This window comes from Sulfolobus sp. A20 (assembly GCF_001719125.1).
Classification (GTDB): Archaea; Thermoproteota; Thermoprotei_A; order Sulfolobales; family Sulfolobaceae; genus Saccharolobus.
The window spans coordinates 1,575,990-1,599,186 of record NZ_CP017006.1; the positions used below are offsets into that span (position 1 = coordinate 1,575,990).

Genomic DNA, 23,197 nt, shown 5'->3' on the forward strand with positions numbered 1-23,197 from the left:
TAAATAAACTTTACTTTATGAGCTTGAGAATTTCTTAAAATATTAAATCTTACGAAGGAATGTTTATTAACAAGGTTTAACATAGTTATAATCATGATTGAACTTTCTTCAACAAGGAGAATAATTTTGGGAAATGAGGCGATAGCCTTTGCGTCCTTATCTTCTGGCGTGGGGGTTGCCACAGGCTATCCCGGCACCCCTTCAACTGAAATAATAGAAACACTAATGAAGTACGGAAATAATATTCACGTTGAGTGGAGTGTCAACGAGAAAGTGGCCTTTGAAACAGCTTATGGTGCGGCAATAAATGGGGCTTATGCCTTAACAACGATGAAACATGTTGGCCTTAACGTTGCAGCAGATCCATTAATGAGTTCCTCCTATACTGGAGTAGAGGGAGCTTTCGTTATAGTTTCAGCTGATGATCCATCAATGTGGTCCTCACAAAGCGAGCAGGATAATAGATATTATGGACTTCATGCCCTTATACCGGTTTTAGAACCATATGATCCTCAATCAGCTTATGACTTAACGATTCAAGGGTTTAGATTGAGTAATAGCGTAAAGCATCCCGTAATACTAAGAACGACTACTCGTATAAGTCATGTCAGAGGTCAGGTTGAGTTAAAGCCTCCAGCTAAACCAGTTTTAGGTAAGCTAATTAAAGATCCTAAGAAGTACGTTCTAGTTCCGGAGAACGCTAGAAGAAATAGGATTGAGCAGCTTAAGAGATGGGAGAAAATACAAGACGAAGTTGAAAGATTAAACGAATTTATCGACAACGGTAGTAAAAATTTAATAATTGCCTCTGGCATATCTTTCGCATACGTAACAGATGCAATCAACGAATTGAAAGTTAACGCTAATGTTTTAAGAATATCCACTCCGGTTCCAATACCAAGAAGGTTAATACTAAAAGCAGTGAGTAGGGCTGAAAGGTTATTAATTGTTGAAGAGGGTGAACCAATTGTTGAAATGCAAATTAAAGACTTGCTTTATGACCAAGGTATTAGAGTTGAACTTCACGGAAAGGATCTAATAAGTAGGGTAGGTGAGATGAGTTTAGATAAGGTTTATAGAGCATTTGATGAGTTTTTCAACTTGAACTTAGTCAGTGATTATTTAGAAACCCCATCTGATATTCCTATGAGACCTCCAGCTTTATGTCCAGGTTGTCCACATAGAAACTCATTCATAGATTTAAGAAAGGCTATACCTATGGCCTCCTATAATTTAAATGAAACATTCTTCTCCGGAGATATTGGATGTTACACATTGGGTTTACTTCCTCCTTTTGATGCTCAAGACGCGTCAATAGACATGGGCTCTAGTATTGGTATTGCTAATGGCGTTTATAGAGCTACGGGGAAAATTCCTATTGCGATTATAGGAGACTCTACGTTCTTTCATAGTGGAATACCAGCATTAGTAAACGCGGTATACAATAAGACTCCGATGCTGGTATTCATTCTAGATAATAGAGCTACGGCAATGACGGGTCAACAGCCTAGTCCATCTAAAGATATAGATATTGGAGAAGTTTGCAAAGGTATTGGCGTAAAGTATGTAAAATACATAGATCCCTTTGAAACCAATTCATCAGTTAAAGTCTTAACAGACGCATTGAAGTGGGTTAAAGAAAATGGAGAGCCAGCTGTTGTAATAGCTAAAAGAGCTTGTGCGCTTCTAGTTTTAGATGAAGTTGAGGAAGAGTTACCAAAAGCTGTTGTGGATTTGAATAAGTGCACTGGTTGTAGTATCTGTTATGATTATTTCACATGTCCCGCAATAATTCCTAGAAACGATAAGAAGGCTGAGATAGATGTCTATAACTGTATAGGATGTGGGGCATGCGTTCCAATATGCCCATTTAAGGCAATCTCACTTACCGGCAACAAGCCAGAGAAGTGGGATGAATTATGGCTAGGCTGAACATCCTAATTGCAGGAATAGGTGGGCAAGGCATAATTACTATGGGTAAGATAATAGCTGAGGCTGGTAGTTATTCAAACACTAAAGTCTTAGTAGCTGAAACTCATGGACTAGCTCAAAGAGGTGGTGGAGTTAATATTCATGTTAGGATTGGAGAGGTAAATTCACCATTAATACCGCTAGGGAAAGCCGATTACCTAGTAGGATTAGAAGCTACTGAAGTTTTAAGGAATTTAAGTTACGCCTCTAAGTCTACTAATATTATAATTAACTCCTACGTTGTGAGGCCCGTTTTACCGAAAGTGAGGATATTAAGCTTAAACGAGATCCTTCAAAGATTAAGGGGTTTGAAGGTATATGTCGTTAATGCTAACGAAATCGCTATAAAAGCAGGTAATCCTAAGGCCTTAAATGCAGCAATACTGGGTTTCATGTTTGGCTTAGGTGCTTTTGAGGGATTGATTTCTGAAGATTCGTTCGTAAAAGCGTTAAAATATGAGAGCAATATTAAGGCATTTAAATTAGGTCAATCTATGAAAGTTTTTATTAAATAGTTAATAGAATTAAATAATTATGACTTTCGAACCTGATAAAGAGTGGATAGAAAATAGTAACGTTTACAAATTCATGGTGGACAAGAATTTAGGCTCATTAGATGAATTCATCAAATATAGTTATGAGAATCCGCAATTTTGGGAAGATTTTGTAAAGGTAATTGGGCTAAGATTTTCAAAACCATATGATAAAATTCTTGATTTATCTAATGGAAAACAGTGGCCAAAATGGTTTGTTAACGGAGAATTAAACATTGGTGATCAAATCCCAGATAATTCAGAAGTTTTCATAAAGTGGATGGACGAAAATTTTAACACGAGATTGGTCAGCTATAGTCAGATTTTAAGCGAAAGTAAGGCAATTTCTAGTTGGCTAAAGAGGATAGGATTAAGAAAGGGTGATAGAGTAGCAATTTACATGCCCATGATTCCGGAGATAGTTTCAGTAATGTTAGGGGCTATACGAGCTGGTATGATAATAGTTCCTTTATTCTCTGGATTTGGACCAGAACCTATTAAGGTTAGACTTGAGGATAGTGAGGCTAAGGTTATTTTTACAGTTGACAAGACAATTAGAAGAGGGAAAGAAGTTGAAATGCTAAAGAATTTAGAGCAAATGAATGTACAAAAGGTTGTAATAAGTAGGGAAGGTATTAAGGGTGATTTTTACGAATACAAGGAAGTTATAAAAACTGGGGGAGATGGTCTAGAGAGAACTGGAACTGAGGATCCTATGATGATAATATATACATCTGGAACCACAGGGAAGCCTAAAGGTTGCGTACATACACATGACGGATTCCCTATCAAAGCTTCTGCAGACATTTACTTTCAATTCGATTTAAAAAGAGGAGAAACATTAATGTGGATAACTGATATGGGCTGGATGATGGGACCTTGGATGGTTTTCGGTTCTCTACTTTTAGGAGGTAAAATTGGAATGATTGAGGGATATACTAATAAAGAGGTCATAGAGAAATTCGCAGAAGATATGAGAGTTGATGTATTAGGCTTGTCAGCCAGTTTAGTTAGGGCTTTAAGAAGTCAAGGCAATAGTATGAAATTAAACGTAAGACTTACCGGTAATACTGGAGAACCCATAGATGCAGAGAGTTGGTACTGGTTATTCTATAATACTGACCGAAAGCCAATTATAAATTACTCCGGGGGTACTGAAATTTCCGGAGGAATCTTAGGAAATTATGTTATCAAGAAAATAAAACCATCCTCATTTAATGGTCCTTCCCCCGGAATAAATGCATCAGTTTTTAATGAGGAAGGAAGGGAAGCTGGACCTAATGAAGAAGGGGAGCTAGTGGTTCTAAGCGTATGGCCAGGTATGACGAGAGGTTTTTGGAGAAACCCTGAGAGATACTTAGAAACCTACTGGTCAACATGGAAAGATGTCTGGGTTCACGGAGATTTAGCCTTTAGAGATGAAGAAGGTTATTTCTATATAGTTGGTAGAAGCGATGATACTATTAAGGTTGCAGGAAAGAGAGTAGGTCCTGCTGAAATTGAAAGCGTTCTTAATTCTTATCCGCAAGTAGTTGAGTCAGCTTGCGTTGGAGTTCCCGATCCAATGAAGGGAGAAAAAGTCATATGCCTAGTGGTCACTAAGAATAATAACATAGAAAAAGAGATAATGAAATACGCTGAGGATAAACTAGGCAAAGCGTTAGCCCCTTCAGAGATTAAAATAGTAAAGGAATTGCCGAAAACTAGAAATGCAAAGATAATGAGGAGATTAATTAGGGCAGTGTATTTAAACAAACCTCTTGGAGATATCTCCTCATTAGAAAATCCATCAAGTTTAGAAGAAATAAGGAAAGTTTTTAGCTAATTCTTTATTGACCCTTGTTCTTCCTCCCTTATCTTCTTCAAGACTTTTAGAGCCTCATTAACATGATTAGCAGGGTTAAATTGAGAATTGTAAATATGTCTAATTATCCCCTTCTTATCTATTACAAAGGTTACCCTTGACGGTAATATAAAACCTTTAGCACCATACAATTCTCTTATCTTCTTGTCTGGATCACTAACGAGTATAAATGGTAATTTATACTTTTCTTTGAATTGCTTATGAGAGTTAACGTCGTCAGAACTCACGCCTATCACAACTACATCATATTCTTTCAATAAATCCCAATTGTCTCTAAAAGCACACGCTTCTCTCGTGCAACCAGGGGTGTCATCCTTAGGATAAAAGTACAAAACTATGTTATACTTTCCTATGAAATCAGCTAATGATACTCTTTCTCCGGAATCAGCTATAGCTTCAAACATAGGAGCTTTATCTCCAATCTTTACCATAATTTAGATATATCTTGTTAAGTTTAAAAAGTTATTTAAAAAATCTTAGTTAGATACCAAACTTTTTGGTTAACTTTACAAAAACGTGTCTGACATTCTTCCAGCCCTAAAGGGTGAGACTTGACCTCATTTTCTAGTTTAATATGGTAGAAGTTTCCCCTATCGTTTTTTGGACTTAATAACCTTATTTACTATACCATACTTAATTCTGAATTAGAGTAAAAATTTATATGGGTTAATATAAAAAGTATAGCATGGTAAGAAAGTATAAGTTCATTTTATTCAGTATAATATTATTAACAAGTATAGCGGGATTTGTAACTCTAGCTCAAAGTCAACAAATATATTACATACAAACTACATCTCCGCAATATTCAATAGTACCAGGATCAATATTTATAGAGCCTCTTAATACTAGTATGACACTATACATTGCCGTATTGCTCAACTTTACTGATATTTCATCATTGCAAAGTTATCTAAACCAGATCTATTTCTCTCCTAATAACTTTCATCATTGGCTTACTCCCTCACAGTTCAGAAGCAACTATTATCCTTCACGATCATATGTGAAGTCCCTCGTAGAATATCTAGAATCATATCATCTTCAGTTTTTAGGACAATATGGATTAGCTTTAGTATTTAATGGTAGTGTAGGTAATATTGAACAAGCATTTAATACATACATTAACGTTTATTACTATCCGTTTAAGAACTTATATTGGTTTGATTTAGTAGGAATTGAAAATATAGGTCCATTCTACTATTACAGTAATAACGTTACAGCTTCTCTGCCATATAATGTTGGAAAATACGTGCTGGGCATAGTTGGAATAGATAGTTTAGATCCTAAAGTGGTAAACGTTATTAGAGAATCATGGCACTTATCGATGGCAAAAGTGAAGGCTCAAAATAGTTTAATCTCTAGCGCCGTAATTTCACCAATAACTATTCAACAATATTTTAACTTTACCGAGGCCTACACTAAGGGTTATAATGGTAATTCTAGTGATATTGCAATTGAGGGGGTTCCAGAGTCCTATATAAATGTGTCTGATGTTTACGAGTTTTGGCAATTATATGAAATACCAAGGACTGGACATTTACAAGTTATAATTTTCGGTAACGATACTTCAGGTGGGCAATCTGGAGAAAATGAGTTAGATGCTGAATGGTCTGGTGCATTTGCCCCTGCTGCGAATATAACTGTAGTATTTAGCAATGGCTATGTAGGTGGTCCTCCATTAGTTGGTAATCTGCTTAACTATTGGTATGAGTATTACTACATGGTAAATTACTTAGACCCCACAGAAATTTCTGTCTCAGTTACAGTACCTGAGTCATTTTTAGCTGCTTATTATCCAGCAATGTTGTACATGATACATAACATGATGCTCCAAGCAGCTGCTGAGGGTATTTCAGTTCTAGCTGCGTCAGGGGATTGGGGGTATGAAAGTGACCATCCTCCTCCAAATTTCCATATAGGGACCTATAATACAATTTGGTATCCAGAGTCAGATCCTTATGTCACTTCAGTTGGTGGGATATTCTTAAACGCTTCTTCAAACGGTAGTATAGTTGGAATAAGTGGTTGGGATTACAGTACTGGTGGTAATAGTGTAGTTTTCCCTGCACAGTCTTATGAGGTTACCTCATTAATACCATTTACTCCAGTAATTGCTAGAACATACCCAGATATAGCTTTTGTATCAGCAGGAGGATACAACATTCCAGAATTCGGATTTGGATTACCACTGGTATTTCAAGGTCAATTATTTTTATGGTACGGTACGAGCGGGGCTGCTCCCATGACTGCTGCAATGATAGCTTTAACCGGACAAAGGTTAGGAGCTCTGAATTTCGCATTATATCATATATCATACAGCGGTTTGGTAGTTTCGCCTCTAGGAATATTTATTGGGAAAGAAGCTTGGATACCAATAACGAGCGGAAATAATCCCTTACCAGCCCACTATGGCTGGAATTATGTAACTGGTCCAGGCACTTATAACGCTTATGCAATGGTATATGATCTCTTGTTGTACTCTGGTGTGATAAGTTAAAATTTTTTACTCCTTTTTTTCTTTACAAAACCTTTAGATAGTTAACTTTTAATCTGCTTATATTATTAGTTAATATATGGTGGAAACTAAGGAAATCTTTTATGAGTCAGATGGCGGGAAAGTAAGAGCCTTTATGGCTGGTTCTACAAGTTCCAAGTTAGGAGTGATAGTAGTACATGAGATTTGGGGTTTGAATGATAATATTAAGGATATAAGTATGAGATTAGCTAATGAAGGTTATTTAGCATTCGCCCCCCAACTTTATACTAGAAACGAGGACGTACTTAGCCCACAGAATATAGAAAAGGTAATGTACAAGGTATGGAGTTTACCACCAGAGAAGAGGACTGATCCTAATGCGTATAAAGAAATAATGTCTTCGATGAATGAGGTCGAGAAGAAAGTTGTGGATTTGCTGGTAATAAACAGAGGAGCGTTAGAAGAGCAGATGGTTAAGGACCTTATAAAGGCGTACGACTATCTAAATTCTCAAGGAGTGAAGAAAGTGGTAAGTATGGGGTTCTGTATGGGAGGAGGACTAGCTTTCCAGTTATCTACTGAAGTCCCATTAGATGGTGTAATAGTGTTTTATGGCAGAAATCCACAACCAATAGAGGCTATTGAGAGGATTAAGGGACCAATATTAGGTCTATATGCTGGAGAGGATCCACCTATAAATGCTGGATTAACAGATCTAATCTCTGCTGTAATTAAATATAAGAAAGATTTAGAATTAAAAATATATCCTGGGGCTTACCACGCTTTCTTTAACGATAGGGGTCGTTCATATAATAAGACAGCTTCTGAAGATGCTTGGGAAAGAGTAAAGAACTTCTTGAAGAGGCTATCTAAATGAGTAGTAAGAGCGAGAAAAAAGTAGATCCATGCTTTCTAGCCTGGGTACATCTGCTAGAGGTATTAGATAAGCAAGATGTTAAAGATAAAGAGGAGAAGGAAAAGAAAGGGTAGATTTTTAAAATTATAAATCTTTATAATAGAATGGAATGCCTTTTAGGTTTAAGCTTGCATTCTCGACGGATGTTCATGGATCAGAATATGCTTTTAGGAGGTCATTAAATATTGTTAGAGCTAGAAAGGTGGATTATTTTATTATAAGTGGAGGGTTAATGAGCAAAGACATAGTTTTCGTAGAAGAGATAGGAGGTATTTATTTAGTAAATGGGAAAAAGGTTAACCTAAAAAACTTGACTGAGGATTCGCTAAGATCGGGTAAGTATCTTATAGTGAATAAGAAAGAGGTTATAGAGGACATAAGTAAAGATAAGAATAAACTACAGAAAATTCTAGTTGAGATAGTAGCTGAACAGATGTCACGATGGGTTAAAATAGCTGACGAGATTTATGGTTTAGAGAAAATATTTTGGAGCCCAGGTCACGGTGATGTCCCTCAATTAGATGATATATTAAGAGGTTTAGGCACTAGACTAGTAAATGAAAACGTAGTATCATTAGACGATATTCAACTAATTTCTTTAGGGCTAGGATCGCCTCCATCTAATAACTTCAGAGAAGTTTCTGATTCAGAAATATATTTGAAAGGAAAATCTCTATTTAAAGATGCTGAAGCCGGGATGACTATAATGAACTTTCACATGCCCCCTTATGATACTAAAATCGATATTGTAAAACAAGGCTTTAAGAAAATCCATAAAGGATCTAAAGCAGTGTTAGACTTAATAAAAGAATTTAAGCCTATAGTATCTTTACACGGGCACGTTCATGAAGCCGCAGGGATTGATAAGATAGATAATACTATTATAATTAACCCTGGTAGTTTATATCAACTGGGTGAGCCATCGGTAGTGATATTTGATGTTTATAAAGAGATTAAAAGTGTTGGTTCTATTAGTATAGGACAGTACATAGTTAAGAACATTGAATTCGTTTCAACAAATCCTCTAGATTTAACGTAATTATTTTGTTCAGGATAAAAACTTTTTAATCATTTTACAATCACGAAATACAGTCATCATTTGGAAAAGATTTAATAAGTACAATTTTATTATTATAAGAAATGGCTATAGGTAAAATTGTTCTAATTGCGGGAGCTGTAATATTGATCATAGGTATTGCTTTGTTCTTCATAGGCGGTTTCACGGCTGCTTCTGGCCTTAAGGGCCTCCAAACGGATTTATCTGCAGCCTCTCCAATCACGTTGGAGCCTAATTCTTCAATTAGTTTGGGGACTCCAGCTAAGTTAACGCTTTTGCTATACAATACTAGTTTAGGTAAGGCATTGAAAGTCCTACAAAACGTTAATGGAACCAATACATCAGCTAGCCAAATATCAGAAGTTGGATATGTTGCAGCATTGCTACAACCTAAGTATCAGGCTTACATTGTTAACAATTTCACAACTCCAGTTGCGGTAAAATATGCCATGAGTAATGCTGAGATTTCTTCACTGTTAAATGGAGCTATACTTACCGGGCTTGGTTTCTTTTTTGGAATAATAGGAGTGATAATAATAATTGTAGGAATAATACTATATCTAAGGTCCAGAAAGAAATAAAAACTTAGTTTTTTATTATGTAAAATATGCCAAAATTAGTTTCTACTTTAGGTACGTCACCTGGAGGAGTTTTAGAAACGTTTGAATATTTAATGAAAAATGGAGTACAGATAACGGAGATAAGAGTAATAACTACTAAGAATCCAGAGGTCGAAAAGGCTTGGAGAATTTTAAACGTATTATTCTTATGTTGCGTCAAACAGAAATATCCAAAGGTTGAGATTGCTAAGTATCAGATCGATATAGATGATATTAACAATGAAGACGACTTAAGAAAGTTTAAAGAGTTCATTGAAGGTCATTTACAACCAGATGACTACATGGATATAACGGGGGGTAGAAAAGGGATGAGCGTAGCAGCAGCACTAGCTGCTAAAGCTGTTGGGGCTAAGATTATAACTTCTATAATTTCACAACAATCGTATAGAAGCATTAATGATAAGATAAGAAATTTAACTAATATACCAGAACTTAAGAGGAGAGAAGAATGCAATGAGCAATTAGAGAAGGATTATTGTGAGCTGATATCTAAAGATGCAAAAACTATAGTATTTGACATCTAAACTTCCTCCTCGTCTAAAGAGTTACGACTTTATCATGGAACTTAGATATATTTTATCGAAACTCTAACAGAGATTCCCAGAACTCTTTTTCGTAATATTGAATCATGTATGCAATAGTTTTAAGTCTATTCATGTCTTTAACTTCCAAAAGACTAATTACCTTATTCTCTAGCTCATCATAAGAGCCCTTAAACGTATCAAAAAATCCTAATTCATTAATACCGTAATTCCTCCTTAAGCCTTCTCCAAACCTTGTCACAACAGTACCCCATACCGGTAAATTAACTACTGTAGCAAACAAAAACTCTTTTGGTTCCGCATAATTTGCCAACCAAGATAAGTAATGTGTATAGTTTACAGCCTTAGGAGATATATTATACGTTAATGGATCCTTAATATCAATATTTAACTCCTTCATTAATTTCATGAGTTCTCCTAGAGCATGATAATCCCCATCAATTAATTCCTTAAATATGCTTAGCTCATCAATAGACCTACTCTTTGATAAACCTAATGCTAGTGACCTTAGATCATGATTCACTATATACCATTGGTTAATTACAAAATAATTAATAACATCCCTTTTCAGCTTTCCTTCCTCCACCAATTTTAAAATAGGATTATTAAGTATTTGTAAGTTAAGATTTTCTAGTTCCTTTCTTATGATTTGAAGCGGGTTCATTATTAAATATTAAATATAAGTTACTTATAAACTATCTTAATGGTAAACCTACTTTCTCCTTGCCCTTAAGGATGAGGCTTTCCTCATTTTGTAAATCTCATATCCCCTATGTAAGTTTATTTGAAGTATATAATAAGAATAACTACACTATATATTCAATACGTGGAAAAATAAGGCACTTACCACAAAGTATAATTAATATATCATGATAGTATATTCTTTATTCTCATTATCTTTGATTTAGCAATATACTCATCAGCTGAGTCTGATATCGTAGAAAATTTTATTTGTGAACTAACCAATCTAATTCTTATGAAAAGGATCGACGTTTATAACGCATTATTAGGCAAAGGAGAGTTCATTGACGATTTCAAATTTAGGGGGAAATACGCATATTTTCTCAGAAGTCCCTATCCACATGCTAGGATAAGTAAAATTGACTCTAGTGAAGCAGAGAGGAGAGGAGCCTTAGTGTTAACCGGAAAAGACATGCTTTCTAGGACAGTTCAACAAGCAGGAGAAAGAGAAGGTGCTGGATTAACAAGTCCATTACTAGCAATAAATAAAGCGTTGTATGTTGGTCAACCTGTTGCATTAATCCTAGCTGATGATCCATATGAGGCTGTAGATTTAGCTGAGTACGTACAAGTAGACTATGAGCCTTTGGAAGCTGTGCCTAACATCGATAGGGCTCTCCAGAATAAAGTAATATTGTTTGATGACTTAAAGAGTAACGTTGTAAAAGAGCAAACTTTCGAATTCGGAAAAAACAATAGTAGAGGTAGGGAATTGGAGTTAGAACTGTATTGGTCAAGAAGTTCCGGTAATCCGATTGAACCTTATGGAGCTCAAGTTATTCCAATGGACGATTACTTGCTTATAATATCTAATCAACAAGCGGGTAATTTAGTATCTGATGAAATACAAAAAGCATTGGGAATAAAGGTAATTCATAAAAACGCTAGGCAAGGTGGTAGTTTTGGAGCTAAGTTCTCTTTAGTCAGATATCTAGCAGTATTAAGCTATGCTTCTTTAAAGTTTAGAGTACCTATAAAGTGGATTGAAACTAGAACAGAGCATTTAATGGCTTCTAATAGTAGTGGACCAGAGAGGAAATTTAAGATTCGCGCGAATTATACTTCAGACGGTAAAGTTAACGCCTTAGATATTCACATTTGGGAAGACGTTGGGGCTTCAAGAGATGCTGGACAACCATTTAAACCATTAGGACACTTAACTGGGCCTTATAAAATACCTTATGTAAAATATACCGGAACGTTAGTTGCGACGAATAAGAATCCTCCGGGTGCTTTTAGAGGAGCTGGAACTCCTCCGCATACGTGGGCTCTGGAGAGAGTGATGGATGCGATAGCTGACGAGTTAGGTATTGATAGAGCAGAAGTGAGAAAAACTAATGCTATTGATAGCTTCCCATATGATTCGGGATTTGCATATTATGATTCGGGTAATCCCAAAGGTTTGTTAGAGTTAGCGTTATCGAGGAAGGATATCTTTTCTATGAGAGATAAGAATACTGGGATAGGTCTTGCTTTGTCTACAGATCCAAGTACACCTTCAGGAAGTGAGAGAGTTAAAATTAAGATAAAGGACGGGAAGATTGTAATTGGATTAGGTTTTGGTCCAGAAGGACAAGGAAATGAACACACTGCTGTCTTGCTAGCTTCAAAGCTATTGGGAATACCACAAGAGGATGTTAAATATGAAATACTAGATAACACAGAATTACCTTCATCATTTGGTCCCGGTGGGAGTAGAATGGCTGTATACTCTTATGGTGCTGTTGCCGGTGGAGTTGAAGAATTAAAAGCTAAGCTTAGAAAGAGGGCTGAAGCAGTACTAAACGATAAGATAATAGATTATAAAGAGGGTTATTTCATCGGCGAGAATGGAGGAAAAGTTAGGATTACTCAGTTTGAAGGAGAAGAAGTAAGCTTCACGTACACTCTTCAAGGAAAATATAGGTTCAACGCTTATCCATTTGCTTGCGATTTAGCTGTTGTTAGGATAGAAGATGGTAAGATAAAGCCTATCAAACACGTAGTATACATTGATCCTGGTAATCCTATAGACGAGGATTTAGTACGAGAACAAGTTATTGGAGGAACTGCAATAGGCATATCTATAGCATTATATGAGAGATATTTATATGATGATAGTGGAAACCTATTAACAACTAGTTTAGCAGATTATGGATTACCCACAGCTGCGGATTTGCCTGATATCGAAGTGAATATAGTACCAACGCCTTCTCCAGTAACACCTTTCGGAGCCAAAGGTATAGGAGAAATTCCAGTAGGCGTGGCTGCTGCAGCAGTAACTAGTGCGATTGAGGACGTAATAAAGAAAAGGATAACTAAAGTCCCAATTACATTGGAAGACGTTTTAAATGAATGAAATCAATCATTTTTTATTTGCAGTACAGCTATTTTATGCTCTCCTATTATATCACTTAGTTTATATTTTCCTTGTGATATTTCAACATTTCTTAGAACATCGAAACTTTTAGGCAAGTCAACTTCATCATTTATTTCTTTTGTTACGACGGGGGAGAATAATACCATTATTTTACCTCTCCTAAATCCGTATTGTAACTTCTGATAGCCTTGTAAATCTCTTCTAATCGAAAGCAACTTTTTTATTACTAACATTTTAGTCCTCTCGTCAGAAATTGTTATTTTTTCTATACTATCGGGCAACTTTTTCATGGTTTCTCTCAGATAATTAAAGTTGACAGGTAATCTGTTATCTGGATCGGTCAATAAATATCTCCACACCTCAGTCCCTTGGTAAATGTCAGGAATTCCGGGAGAAGTACACTTTAAAGTAATTGTAATTAAAGATTTCATATAACCATAATATGTGACTTTCTTCAGAAAATTAATCAGATCACTTCTAAAAGTATCATTAGATAATGTATCATCTATGAACGCTAACACTCTTTTCTCATATTCTACATTGGGGTTTTCCCAAGTAGTATTTACCTTAGCCTCTCTTATAGCCTTAATCATATGGTTTTTAATCCTGTTTACGTATTCCTCGTTGTAAGACTCAAAACTACCCACAATTGTTTGATAAAACCTATACTCATCATTTCTATCTATTTTTGGCTTCAATAAATCATGCCAATAAATAACCCTTTCCTTCCACTCTTTAGGAATCTCAGACAATACGGAAATCCTTGCTCTGACGTCTTCGCTAAACTTAGTGTCATGAGTTGAAGTAGCATTGAGGCTTATTGAATTCACTCTACTTGAATTAAAATCATGAAACTCGTCTAAAGTGATGGAAAACATTCTCAGATTACTACCAACTTCATTTAAGGATATAAGCCTATTATAAATGAATAGTGCAGTGTCTTCATAACCTTTAGCAAATATTGCTGGCATGTATTGTTGTAACCTAATTAATGCTTTTTCATCCCTTAGCTTCTTCTCTTTATCACACTCATCTATCACGTTCATATCCTCATAAGGTAAATACGTCCTATATCGTTTAAGGCATGATAAGAAATCAATTAAATAGTCTTCATTGACTCCAAACAATTTAGCTAGTCTTTGAATATCTCCACGGAACAGAGTTTTTGCTACTAACTTCTTACTTTCAGTTATTATACTCTCTATATCAAGCTTCCTACCTACAAATTCTTCATAAAATTTTGTCAGTTCCTCCTCTCCACTCTTATCTACCAGTAATAGGTTTACGTAATTTAAGAAATCATATCCCGTAGTTCCATCAACGTTCCAGTTTTCTGGTAGTTTCTCACCGAGGGATAGTATCTTCTCTACGTATATTATTTTATTTGGGAAAATTTTTCTTAGTCTGTCTATGTATTGCTTCGGATCATAAAGCCCATCTATGTGATCTACTCTTAATCCGTCTATAGGTAACCTTGAAATAACACTATGTGACTCGTTAAATACCTCTTCTAACTCCACTTTAATAGCTATAAGATCATTTACAGCGAAGAATCTACGATAGTTAGGATATTCTTTCCAGAACTTCAATTCGTAATACTGCATCCCAAGTAACTTCTTTATATCATCTTTGCTTAAACACGAGGTTTGAAAACAATTTAATTTCTTTAAGTATTCAATACCTTCTTTATTTATAGGAAAGAGGAAGTCTCTGTACTTTACGTAACTATCCTTTACTTCAATAAGGTTATTTCTTATAACGTTATCCGGAACGTCTTCTAAAATTGGTAATATTATTATATCTTCATCATAAATATCAAAATAATTATAATACTTGCTATTTTTCCAATTCTCGAGAACATCCATTAGTCTCCAATTGTTACTATGAACTGCCATATGGTTAGGGACTATATCTTGAATTATACCTAAACCTCTTTTCTTAGCCTCATTAACTAATTTAAAGTATCCCTCTTCTCCCCCTAATTCATCATTTATCTTACTATGGTCTACCACATCATAACCGTGACTACTTGAGGGTCTAGCTTGAAGTACAGGGGACAAATATAAATGAGAAATGCCCAACTCCTTAAAATAATCTAAGTACTCTATTACTCTCTCGAAATCGAAATCCTTGTTTAACTGTAATCTGTATGTAGAATTTATATTCTCGTTCATAGCTCAACCCTTCTATATACTAACGCTGTTCTACTTTCTATTTCCAGTTCCCTTTCAGAGTCTACAATCCTCTCCTCCTGCCTTATATCCCTTAAGTGAGAGCTAACTACCAATTCCCATTTCCCTTTAGGAAACTTAAACTTAATATTGTTAGGATTAGCATTAAGTATTATTAGGAAGGTATCATCAGCTATTCTCTCTCCATACTCGTTTATTTCGTCCATTACACTTCCTTCTAAAATGAATGCAACAGTCTGAGTTGGTGAATTCCAAATTTTCTCATCGACTTCTCTTCCATCAATGTTCAAAAACGTAACGTCCTTTAGAGGCATGCCAAAAAGCTTCTTTCCTTGAAAATATTTAGCTCTTCTAAAGATTGGATGAGCTCTATAAAAGTGAATTAATCCTCTTACAAATTCTAAAAACTTAACTCTCCTCTCATCTAAATTCCAGTCATACCAACTTATTTCATTATCTTGGCAAAAAGCGTTATTATTTCCTCTTTGCGTCCTACTTAATTCATCTCCTCCTAAAATCATTGGTACTCCTTGGCTAACAAATAAAGTTATCATAAAGTTCCTTTTCTGTTTTTCTCTACATAAAATCACATTATTATCATTGGTAGGACCTTCGGCACCACAGTTCCAACTATAGTTCTCGTTCATCCCATCCTTATTATCAAAGCCATTCGCCTCGTTATGCTTCTGATTATAGCTTACTAAATCCTCTAGCGTGAAACCGTCATGAGAAGTGATGTAATTTATACTGGCAAAAGGCGTTTTATTATTTCCTAAATAAATATCTGGTGATCCCAAAAGCCTATTAGCTATCTCGTTATAAGGCAACGCTTCTCCTCTCCAAAACCTTCTAATAGTATCCCTATATCTCCCGTTCCACTCAGCCCAAGTATATGGAAAGTTGCCTACTTGATATCCTCCCGGTCCGACATCCCATGGCTCAGCTATGAGCTTAACTTGAGATAATATTGGATCTTGTTGGATAGCTATAAAGAATGTATTTAACATATTTACGTTGTATAATTCCCTTGCTAACGCAGCTGCTAAGTCAAACCTGAACCCGTCAACATGCATTTCAGTAACCCAATATCTTAAGCTGTCTAGAACCAGCTGAATTACTCTAGGGTGACTCAAATTAAGCGTATTTCCGGTTCCGGTGAAATCTAAATAGTATCTCTTATTATCAGGTTGTAGCATATAATAGGCTAGATTATCAATACCTCGGAAACTTAATGTAGGTCCTAGATGATTTCCCTCAGCTGTGTGATTATAAACTACGTCTATTATCACCTCAATTCCAGCATTATGTAATTCGTTTACCATCTTCTTAAATTCTAAAACTTGATCTCCTAAACATCCCAAACTTGAATATCTGCATTCCGGAGAAAAGAAGTTAATAGGGTCGTAACCCCAATAATTTACTAATCCCTTCTCTACTAGAAACCTCTGATCAATAAAATGAAATACTGGCATTATTTCTACTGTGGTAACGCCTAAATCTTTCAAATAATCTATCATTTGAGTAGAGGCTAAGCCAGAATAGGTTCCTCTTATATTTTCCGGTAAATCAAGTCTTTGCTTAGTAAATCCCTTAACATGAACCTCATAAATTACCGTATCCTTTAATGGAATTCTTTTCTCCCTATTATAAAAACTTTCATCATCCCAGTCAAAATGTGGGTCGATTACTACACTCTTCGGCATGAATTCACTGGAGTCTCTCTCATCAAACGACAAGTCTTGGCTCTGATCACCTATCTTATATCCAAATAATGCATCGTTCCATATTACGTTGCCATTTATAGCTTTAGCATAAGGATCAATGAGCACTTTATGAGGATTGAATCTCAATCCCATTTCTGGCTTATACGGCCCATAAACACGGTAAGCGTATAGTTGTTTTGGTCCTAAGCCTGGCACAAATGTATGCCATATATCCCCAGTTCTATTCTTTAACTCTATTACCTCCTTAGGATACTTTTGATTAGAAGGAGTATATAATAATAGTTCAATTTTTTCCGCATTCTCAGAGAATATTGAAAAGTTTACTCCATCTTCACTTTCAATCCAATTAGCACCTAAAGGAAAGGGCTCGCCAGGTCTTAATGGTCTGTCTCTACTTCTATAAAAGGACATAATAAGAATTATTCCTATTACAATCAAATGTTTTTCTCCTTCTTACCTAAGACGTTTGCATAATATTTTTCTTTGTCTAGAAATGAGACGGAAAAGCCGTTATTTTTAAGGATAGTAATAACTTTTTCGTCTGTTATACCAGGCTTTACCTCAACGATAACATTTCTAGTTTTCTCTAGTGTATTAACTGATCCCTCCAGAACCTCAACCTCTGATCCCTCAGCGTCTATCAATATCAAATCAATCCTATCATAATTTACTAGCACATTATCGAGAGTATCAGCTTCTACTTCAAAGTAATCCCTATATTCGTATTCCTTCATTCTATAAGGAGTGAGCGAAGATACTAGATTGTTATCATCTATACTTTTATATAACTTAACCTTATCCTTACTTTTCCATATTGCCAAATTCAATACTTCTATGTTAAAAAATCTATTAAGTTCAACGTTTTTTCTCAGTTCTTCAGCAATATGAGGATTTGCCTCAATAGCTATGACTTTAGAATATTTTTTACCCGCCCTTAAAGAATATCCTCCTAGGTTAGCACCAACGTTTACGAACAAATTGCCTCGCGTATTGTTAAAATAATTATACGTATTCGGTTCTAATACTCCTATGAATACCTCATGAGCCCAATCAATTATGTAAGGAGAAGGACTAAACTTTACTCCATCAATTTCCACAAGTATATTCTCGTTATATAATTTTTTAAACAGATTTATTACCTTAGTATATTCATTATCCTTGTTAAAGAGTAAGACCTTAAATAATAGGTAATAGTACCTAAGCCTCTTATTTACAGGCTTTATCCTAAATAAGTAATTTATGCTCACTTCCTTAAACTCATTGTAGGAGATAAAATCTTTTGCGTCATATACGTGAGAAATAAGAGACCCGTATCAGTCTTCTTCCACGTCTAAATTATTTATGCCTAACTTCATTAGAATAAAGTGTCTACTAAACTCGAAAATTCTATCTTTCAGAAGTCATTAAAAGCATAAAACATTTATTTTATTTAAATACCCAGGCACTAAATATTAATTATGCAATTTACGCTAGCGCTTCTTCTGCTTTCAACATTTCTAATCTTTATAGCAGGATTAATGATTTATAGTATCTATCCCTATTCTTATCAAGCTTTATTTTACTTTTCACTGCTTTATTTTATGTCCCTATTACTTACCATTTTTCTAGGAGGCAAGAGTAATGAAAGTAAGAAAAAGTGATATAATAATTTTATCCTTATATTTAGCAATTTTTATCATAGCACTAAAGAACTATCTGATATCACCTCCCTACATAATGGGTGACACAGCTGTATTCCCAATATATAATAGCCCACAAATCTCACCACAATACACTATCATCAACTTACTTTATTTTATACTAGGAGAGAATAATACTATTAAAGTGTTAAATTTTTTAGCCTTCTTACTAGGACCATTTTCTATCTATTTTATTTTAAGAGATGATGAAAATATAATTAAAAGAACAGTTTTACCAATAATATATACACTCAATCCTCTATCCGTCTCGATATTCTTCAGTGGAAATGGCGAGGATATATTGTTCATTTACTCACTTCAACCCATAGTGTTTTACCTCACTTACAAATTGCTTGAAAACAAATCATTGAAGTATTTCGCCCTTTTATCCATAGTTGAGGTAATAGGGCAAATAGCATTCTTTCAAATGTTTCTATTCTCCTTTTTCTTTCAACTGCCAGTGATTTTGATCGGATTACGGAATAAGAAGTATTCTTTTGTGATTTATCCTATACTGGCTGATATGCTCGGTTTCTTATCCGAACTCTCTCAAGAGATTTACATATATCTGAACATAGTACCTAATGTTTTAGTATCCCCGTCTAATACTTTAGCCAATCTAGGCTTATTTTATTACTCAACGATAATATCCCTCCTTTTAATAGCGTTAAGTGTTACTACATTTTCCGTCTATAAAAATATAAAATCACTAACGATTATTTCATCAATTGCCTTCTTATTACTAATATATTCCTATACACAACTCTTTCACTTCTATATTCCTATAGTTGGTGCGTTATTGGCTGCCATAACTACTTTTCAGACTAAGGTCTTTCTACTAAGTTTTGGCTTACTAACTTTAAGCTTAGTATATGTTAAGAAAAATAGAGAGTTAATCCCTCCTCTTATATTCTTGATCCTCATCGTTTTACTTCCTAACACTGGGGGATTAAGTGTAAATACTTATAGCTTGTTCTTCGTTAAACCAGCTACAATACCTTCGTGGTATTTTTCACTATATGACTATTTGTCTCATACCGATCCGTACAACCTTTATTCAGTTACGACCTCATATTCCAGATGCATTTCCTCCTTACCAGGTTTTATGGGATTCCTTTCAAACTATACCTCATTTAGTCCACTTTATGGGATTAAGTATATAGTATCCAGTAAATCTCTAAACCTCTCTTCATTAAGATTAGTTAATAAGTACGGTCCGATATACCTTTATTACAATACTAATTATACCGGATTAGTTCACTATCTGAACGGAACGCCCATAAATAACTACATGATAAGTTATATTTTGATAAAAATATTTGATAATATTAATAATCCTGTAGTAATCTCAATACCATATAGTAAATACTGGACTAATTCATTAAACTACAGCAACTTGTTGGAACTGTCTACAAATACTAGTTATAACACTCTAATGTTACTAGTAAATAGGTTATACTACATTAGTTTAGTCTTCTTCATTCTACCCTTCGCGTTATTGCTACTTTCTTTCGAAGGCAAATCTCTCATAAAGCGATAACGTTTGCTTATCTACGCTAGGCTTCACTTTATTCAAAACTTCCAGAAAATCTTGTAACGTTACTTCTATTCTTAATTTTCCGGATATAGAAGCCTCCTTTAGCAAATTCCTCTTGATCTCTTCTATCACTAGCTTTATGTCAGCGGGAGTGTAGTTTTCTGTAATCTCAGCTATCTTAACTATAACATCCTTACTGATCTGCAATCCTCTGGATAATACTTCTATGATTTTTTCTCTTCCTTCCTTACTCGGAGGGGGAACGTAAATTACTTTATCAAACCTACCTGGTCTTAAGATTGCTGGATCTAAATCCCAAGGTCTGTTTGTGGCTCCTATAACGATTACGTTATGTATTTCTCTTAAACCGTCCATTTGTCTTAGTAACTCAGTTAAAGCATTTCTCCATTCGTTAGTCATCCTATTTCTAGCTATCATATCTATTTCATCAATGAAAATAATTGCAGGAGTATTATCTAATGCCGTGTAAAACTTCTCTGCTATAACCTTAGGAGCTTCTAAAGGTCCTATTGAACTAATTTCCTCTCCCGAAATTTCAATAAAAGTGAACTTTAAGTCATTAGCTATGGCTTTTGCTATACTAGTCTTTCCAGTTCCAGGCGGTCCATAGAGTAGGATACCTTTAACTGGTGATATTCCTAATTTTTCAGCGAACTCTTTATTTATGAGTGGTAATTCTATGGACTCTTTTATTATCCTCTTAACTTCCTCTAAATCTCCTAAGTCATTCCAAGTTATTTCTGGAATACCATAGCTCTTAATAATCAATTTACTCCTTTCATACTTTCTAGCAATATTTTCAAATTTTATTATAGTAGATAATTGTACTGATGGTTTATAGCTCTCTATTTCCTTAATAAAATCTTCAGTAGTTGGATCTATTTTTTTAGACATAACCTTATCAACTACATTTTTAATATCTGCAGGGGAAAATCTCTCACTCTTCTTGGCTAATAAATCATAATCAATTCCCTCCCTCCTTATATATCCTTTAAATATTTCCTTTCTACCATTTTCATCTGGCAGGGAAACGTAAATGATCTCGTCAAATCTACCTGGTCTTAAGAAAGCTTCATCGATCTCTTGTGGGACGTTTGTAGCTCCTATTATTAACACTCTTAAACCTTTATCATGAAGATCCTGAAGTCTCATTAATAAAATATTAACTAGCCTATGCGTAACCTCATGAAGATCGTTTTGCCTGCTCATAGCTAGACTATCCAACTCGTCAATAAAGACGACAGCTGGTGTAGATACTTCAACTTGATCAAAAAATGAGTCTAAAAGGAACTCGCTCTCTCCGTACCATTTACTCATTATCTTACTAGGTCTGAGTTCAAAGTAAGCCCAGCCTAATTTATTTGCTAAAGCCTTTGCCATTGTCGTTTTACCAGTACCAGGTGGTCCAAAGAGAATAACACCATAAGTTCTACCCTCTTGAACAATTTTCACTATTTCTTCTAATCTCATTTTAACGTTCCTTAAATCATAAACTTCGTCCCATCTAACGTTAGGAATATAAACTCTGGTCCTTTCTTTGTGAAAAGATCTGTTTCCTACAAATATTCGCCTTGAAAAGTAAGCCCAAAAGATTATTGGCAACGCAAAGAACAATATTAAAAGTATTATTTGACCTAAGAGTGACAACAAGTTACTATTTATTATGCCAATACTGATACTCATTAAATAATACTTATATTTAGGATTTTTTATTCTTTCTTAAACAGAAGCATCTTATAAAGGAGAATCGAAGACACTAAAGAGTATAAAGGAAAGAATGTCATTTAGGTTTACAAATAGCGTAAGCTTCTTCTACTTCTCCTTTTACTTTAAACCTATATAAACCTGGAGTACGCAACTTGTATTTATTATTGTTAAACGTATCGAAGAGGAACCAATCGTTAATCGTACCATAAAATACATAGCTCATTTTCTTTGCCTCAACAATCGCTTCAACATTAGAATTTGCAATTAAAATTATATCGCATTCATGGAAAACGGGCAAAGGTGTGAAGGAATTATAATCGTTAAGTTTAAGATAATCATCCTTAGCTCTGTCACTTAATTTAACTAGATATGGTTTAAATTTTGGTAAAGGTGCTTTTACTTCAAACGCTCCTAAATACCATTGAAAAAGATACTTATCAAGATTTACTGAGTCAGCCCTATTTGATGGCAATGTTGAATAATCATGAAGATATCCAGACCATCCATTATCTGGTCTTAAATGTGTAGCTCCCAAGATCACAGTGAGTTGAACGTGTTTATCTACCTTACCGCTGGAAATTATTAATCTCTCATCCGGAGTATACCTTACTCCACCGGGAAAAGGAAAGTAAATCCTGCTCATTATTTCTCCCCACTCTGCAAAAACTAGTATTTGGTGATCCTTATGGGATACAACGGCACAGTTTTGACCAAAGGGAGACCTTTGACAGTCTATACTTAAACCTTGATTAACCTTTAATAGCAACTCAGTGCTACCGTCATCTCTAATCCTATAGACTCCGTTATCTCCCACATAGACTACATTCCCTCTACTATCATATGAAGCTGATGCGACAGTATTTACGTTTTCAATCTTTATTTTTCTCTTCAACTCTAAACTACTTAATTTTCTAACTTCAATGATAGGTGTTTGATAATATGCTATTAATAATTCGTCTTCTTCAGGGTAAACATTCATATCGTTAGCTGATTTCCAAGGGTAGTCAACGAAAACCTTCTCTACGATTTTTCCCTTGTAGAGTTTGACGAGAGCTTTCTTAGCAGGCGTTTCTCTAGCATGAACATCGGCTATGATCTCATTCTCATCAACCGGATTATATAGCGCATTAGATAAATCATAATCAAATAGCATTTTATACGTGTGATTCCCTGGAAAAATAGTCCGCATGAGAAAATTAAGCAAATTTAATATTAAAAATATATCGCTTATGAGTTTAATAGTGTGTTGAAATTATGTATT

General features: G+C 34.9%; 17 protein-coding genes. 10 read left to right on the plus strand and 7 right to left on the minus strand.

Annotation, left to right across the window (positions count from 1 at the left end; all coding sequences use genetic code 11):
- Positions 1-93 precede the first annotated feature (93 nt).
- From iorA to BFU36_RS08290, 3 genes are read left to right on the plus strand one after another with little or no spacing between them, the layout of a single operon-like run.
- Positions 94-1,932 (plus strand): indolepyruvate ferredoxin oxidoreductase subunit alpha, encoded by a 1,839-nt coding sequence (gene iorA / locus BFU36_RS08280; RefSeq protein ID WP_069283343.1) that lies wholly within the window; start codon positions 94-96, stop codon positions 1,930-1,932.
- Positions 1,920-2,486, plus strand: coding sequence for an indolepyruvate oxidoreductase subunit beta (locus tag BFU36_RS08285; protein WP_069284675.1), 567 nt, complete (start codon positions 1,920-1,922; stop codon positions 2,484-2,486). Before iorA ends, BFU36_RS08285 begins: the two co-directional genes overlap by 13 nt.
- 19 nt (positions 2,487-2,505) lie before the next feature.
- On the plus strand, positions 2,506-4,329 hold the full coding sequence (locus BFU36_RS08290; RefSeq protein WP_069283344.1) for an AMP-binding protein: 1,824 nt from the start codon (positions 2,506-2,508) through the stop codon (positions 4,327-4,329).
- Here BFU36_RS08290 and BFU36_RS08295 read toward each other — a convergent pair.
- On the minus strand, positions 4,326-4,799 hold the full coding sequence (locus BFU36_RS08295) for a peroxiredoxin (protein ID WP_069283345.1): 474 nt from the start codon (positions 4,797-4,799) through the stop codon (positions 4,326-4,328). The two genes, BFU36_RS08290 and BFU36_RS08295, sit on opposite strands and share 4 nt — an antisense overlap.
- A gap of 254 nt (positions 4,800-5,053) precedes the next feature.
- Here BFU36_RS08295 and BFU36_RS08300 point away from each other — a divergent pair, with 254 nt between their 5' ends.
- The 5 genes from BFU36_RS08300 to crn1 all read left to right on the plus strand — a co-directional run bounded on the left by BFU36_RS08300 (position 5,054) and on the right by crn1 (position 9,958).
- On the plus strand, positions 5,054-6,862 hold the full coding sequence (locus BFU36_RS08300) for a protease pro-enzyme activation domain-containing protein (protein ID WP_069283346.1): 1,809 nt from the start codon (positions 5,054-5,056) through the stop codon (positions 6,860-6,862).
- 76 nt (positions 6,863-6,938) lie between these two features.
- Positions 6,939-7,718: a dienelactone hydrolase family protein gene (locus BFU36_RS08305; RefSeq protein WP_069283348.1), complete on the plus strand. Its 780-nt coding sequence runs from the start codon at positions 6,939-6,941 to the stop codon at positions 7,716-7,718.
- 148 nt (positions 7,719-7,866) lie between these two features.
- Positions 7,867-8,796 (plus strand): metallophosphoesterase, encoded by a 930-nt coding sequence (locus BFU36_RS08310; RefSeq protein WP_069283350.1) that lies wholly within the window; start codon positions 7,867-7,869, stop codon positions 8,794-8,796.
- A gap of 101 nt (positions 8,797-8,897) precedes the next feature.
- Positions 8,898-9,395 (plus strand): hypothetical protein, encoded by a 498-nt coding sequence (locus BFU36_RS08315; protein ID WP_069283352.1) that lies wholly within the window; start codon positions 8,898-8,900, stop codon positions 9,393-9,395.
- Positions 9,396-9,421: 26 nt separating this feature from the next.
- The gene (crn1, locus tag BFU36_RS08320; protein WP_069283354.1) at positions 9,422-9,958 is read left to right on the plus strand and encodes a CRISPR-associated ring nuclease Crn1; all 537 of its coding nucleotides are present in this window, start codon (positions 9,422-9,424) and stop codon (positions 9,956-9,958) included.
- A gap of 52 nt (positions 9,959-10,010) precedes the next feature.
- Here crn1 and BFU36_RS08325 read toward each other — a convergent pair whose 3' ends face one another.
- The gene (locus BFU36_RS08325) at positions 10,011-10,640 is read right to left on the minus strand and encodes a TenA family transcriptional regulator (protein ID WP_069283356.1); all 630 of its coding nucleotides are present in this window, start codon (positions 10,638-10,640) and stop codon (positions 10,011-10,013) included.
- Between the two features lie 312 nt (positions 10,641-10,952).
- On the opposite strand from BFU36_RS08325, the gene BFU36_RS08330 reads away from it, so the two are divergent.
- A complete protein-coding gene (locus tag BFU36_RS08330; RefSeq protein WP_069283358.1) occupies positions 10,953-13,055 on the plus strand; it encodes a xanthine dehydrogenase family protein molybdopterin-binding subunit in 2,103 nt (700 codons plus the stop codon).
- 2 nt (positions 13,056-13,057) lie between these two features.
- Here the strand turns inward: BFU36_RS08330 and BFU36_RS08335 are convergent, their stop codons facing one another.
- From BFU36_RS08335 to BFU36_RS08345, 3 genes are read right to left on the minus strand one after another with little or no spacing between them, the layout of a single operon-like run.
- Positions 13,058-15,250, minus strand: coding sequence for a malto-oligosyltrehalose synthase (locus BFU36_RS08335; protein ID WP_069283360.1), 2,193 nt, complete (start codon positions 15,248-15,250; stop codon positions 13,058-13,060).
- Positions 15,247-17,403 (minus strand): glycogen debranching protein GlgX, encoded by a 2,157-nt coding sequence (gene glgX / locus BFU36_RS08340; RefSeq protein WP_069284676.1) that lies wholly within the window; start codon positions 17,401-17,403, stop codon positions 15,247-15,249. Before glgX ends, BFU36_RS08335 begins: the two co-directional genes overlap by 4 nt.
- 23 nt (positions 17,404-17,426) lie before the next feature.
- Complete coding sequence (locus BFU36_RS08345; RefSeq protein WP_069283362.1) at positions 17,427-18,239, minus strand: FkbM family methyltransferase; 813 nt, start codon at positions 18,237-18,239, stop codon at positions 17,427-17,429.
- Positions 18,240-18,612: 373 nt separating this feature from the next.
- Here BFU36_RS08345 and BFU36_RS08355 point away from each other — a divergent pair, with 373 nt between their 5' ends.
- Positions 18,613-20,211 carry a hypothetical protein gene (locus BFU36_RS08355; protein ID WP_069283366.1) on the plus strand — a complete coding sequence of 533 codons (1,599 nt, stop codon included), beginning with the start codon at positions 18,613-18,615 and terminating at the stop codon, positions 20,209-20,211.
- Here BFU36_RS08355 and BFU36_RS08360 read toward each other — a convergent pair.
- Together BFU36_RS08360 and BFU36_RS08365 are read right to left on the minus strand one after the other, a co-directional pair.
- Positions 20,173-21,912 (minus strand): AAA family ATPase, encoded by a 1,740-nt coding sequence (locus BFU36_RS08360; protein ID WP_069283369.1) that lies wholly within the window; start codon positions 21,910-21,912, stop codon positions 20,173-20,175. The genes BFU36_RS08355 and BFU36_RS08360 overlap by 39 nt on opposite strands.
- 97 nt (positions 21,913-22,009) lie before the next feature.
- Positions 22,010-23,125 carry a hypothetical protein gene (locus BFU36_RS08365; protein WP_069283371.1) on the minus strand — a complete coding sequence of 372 codons (1,116 nt, stop codon included), beginning with the start codon at positions 23,123-23,125 and terminating at the stop codon, positions 22,010-22,012.
- Between the last annotated feature and the right edge of the window lie 72 nt (positions 23,126-23,197).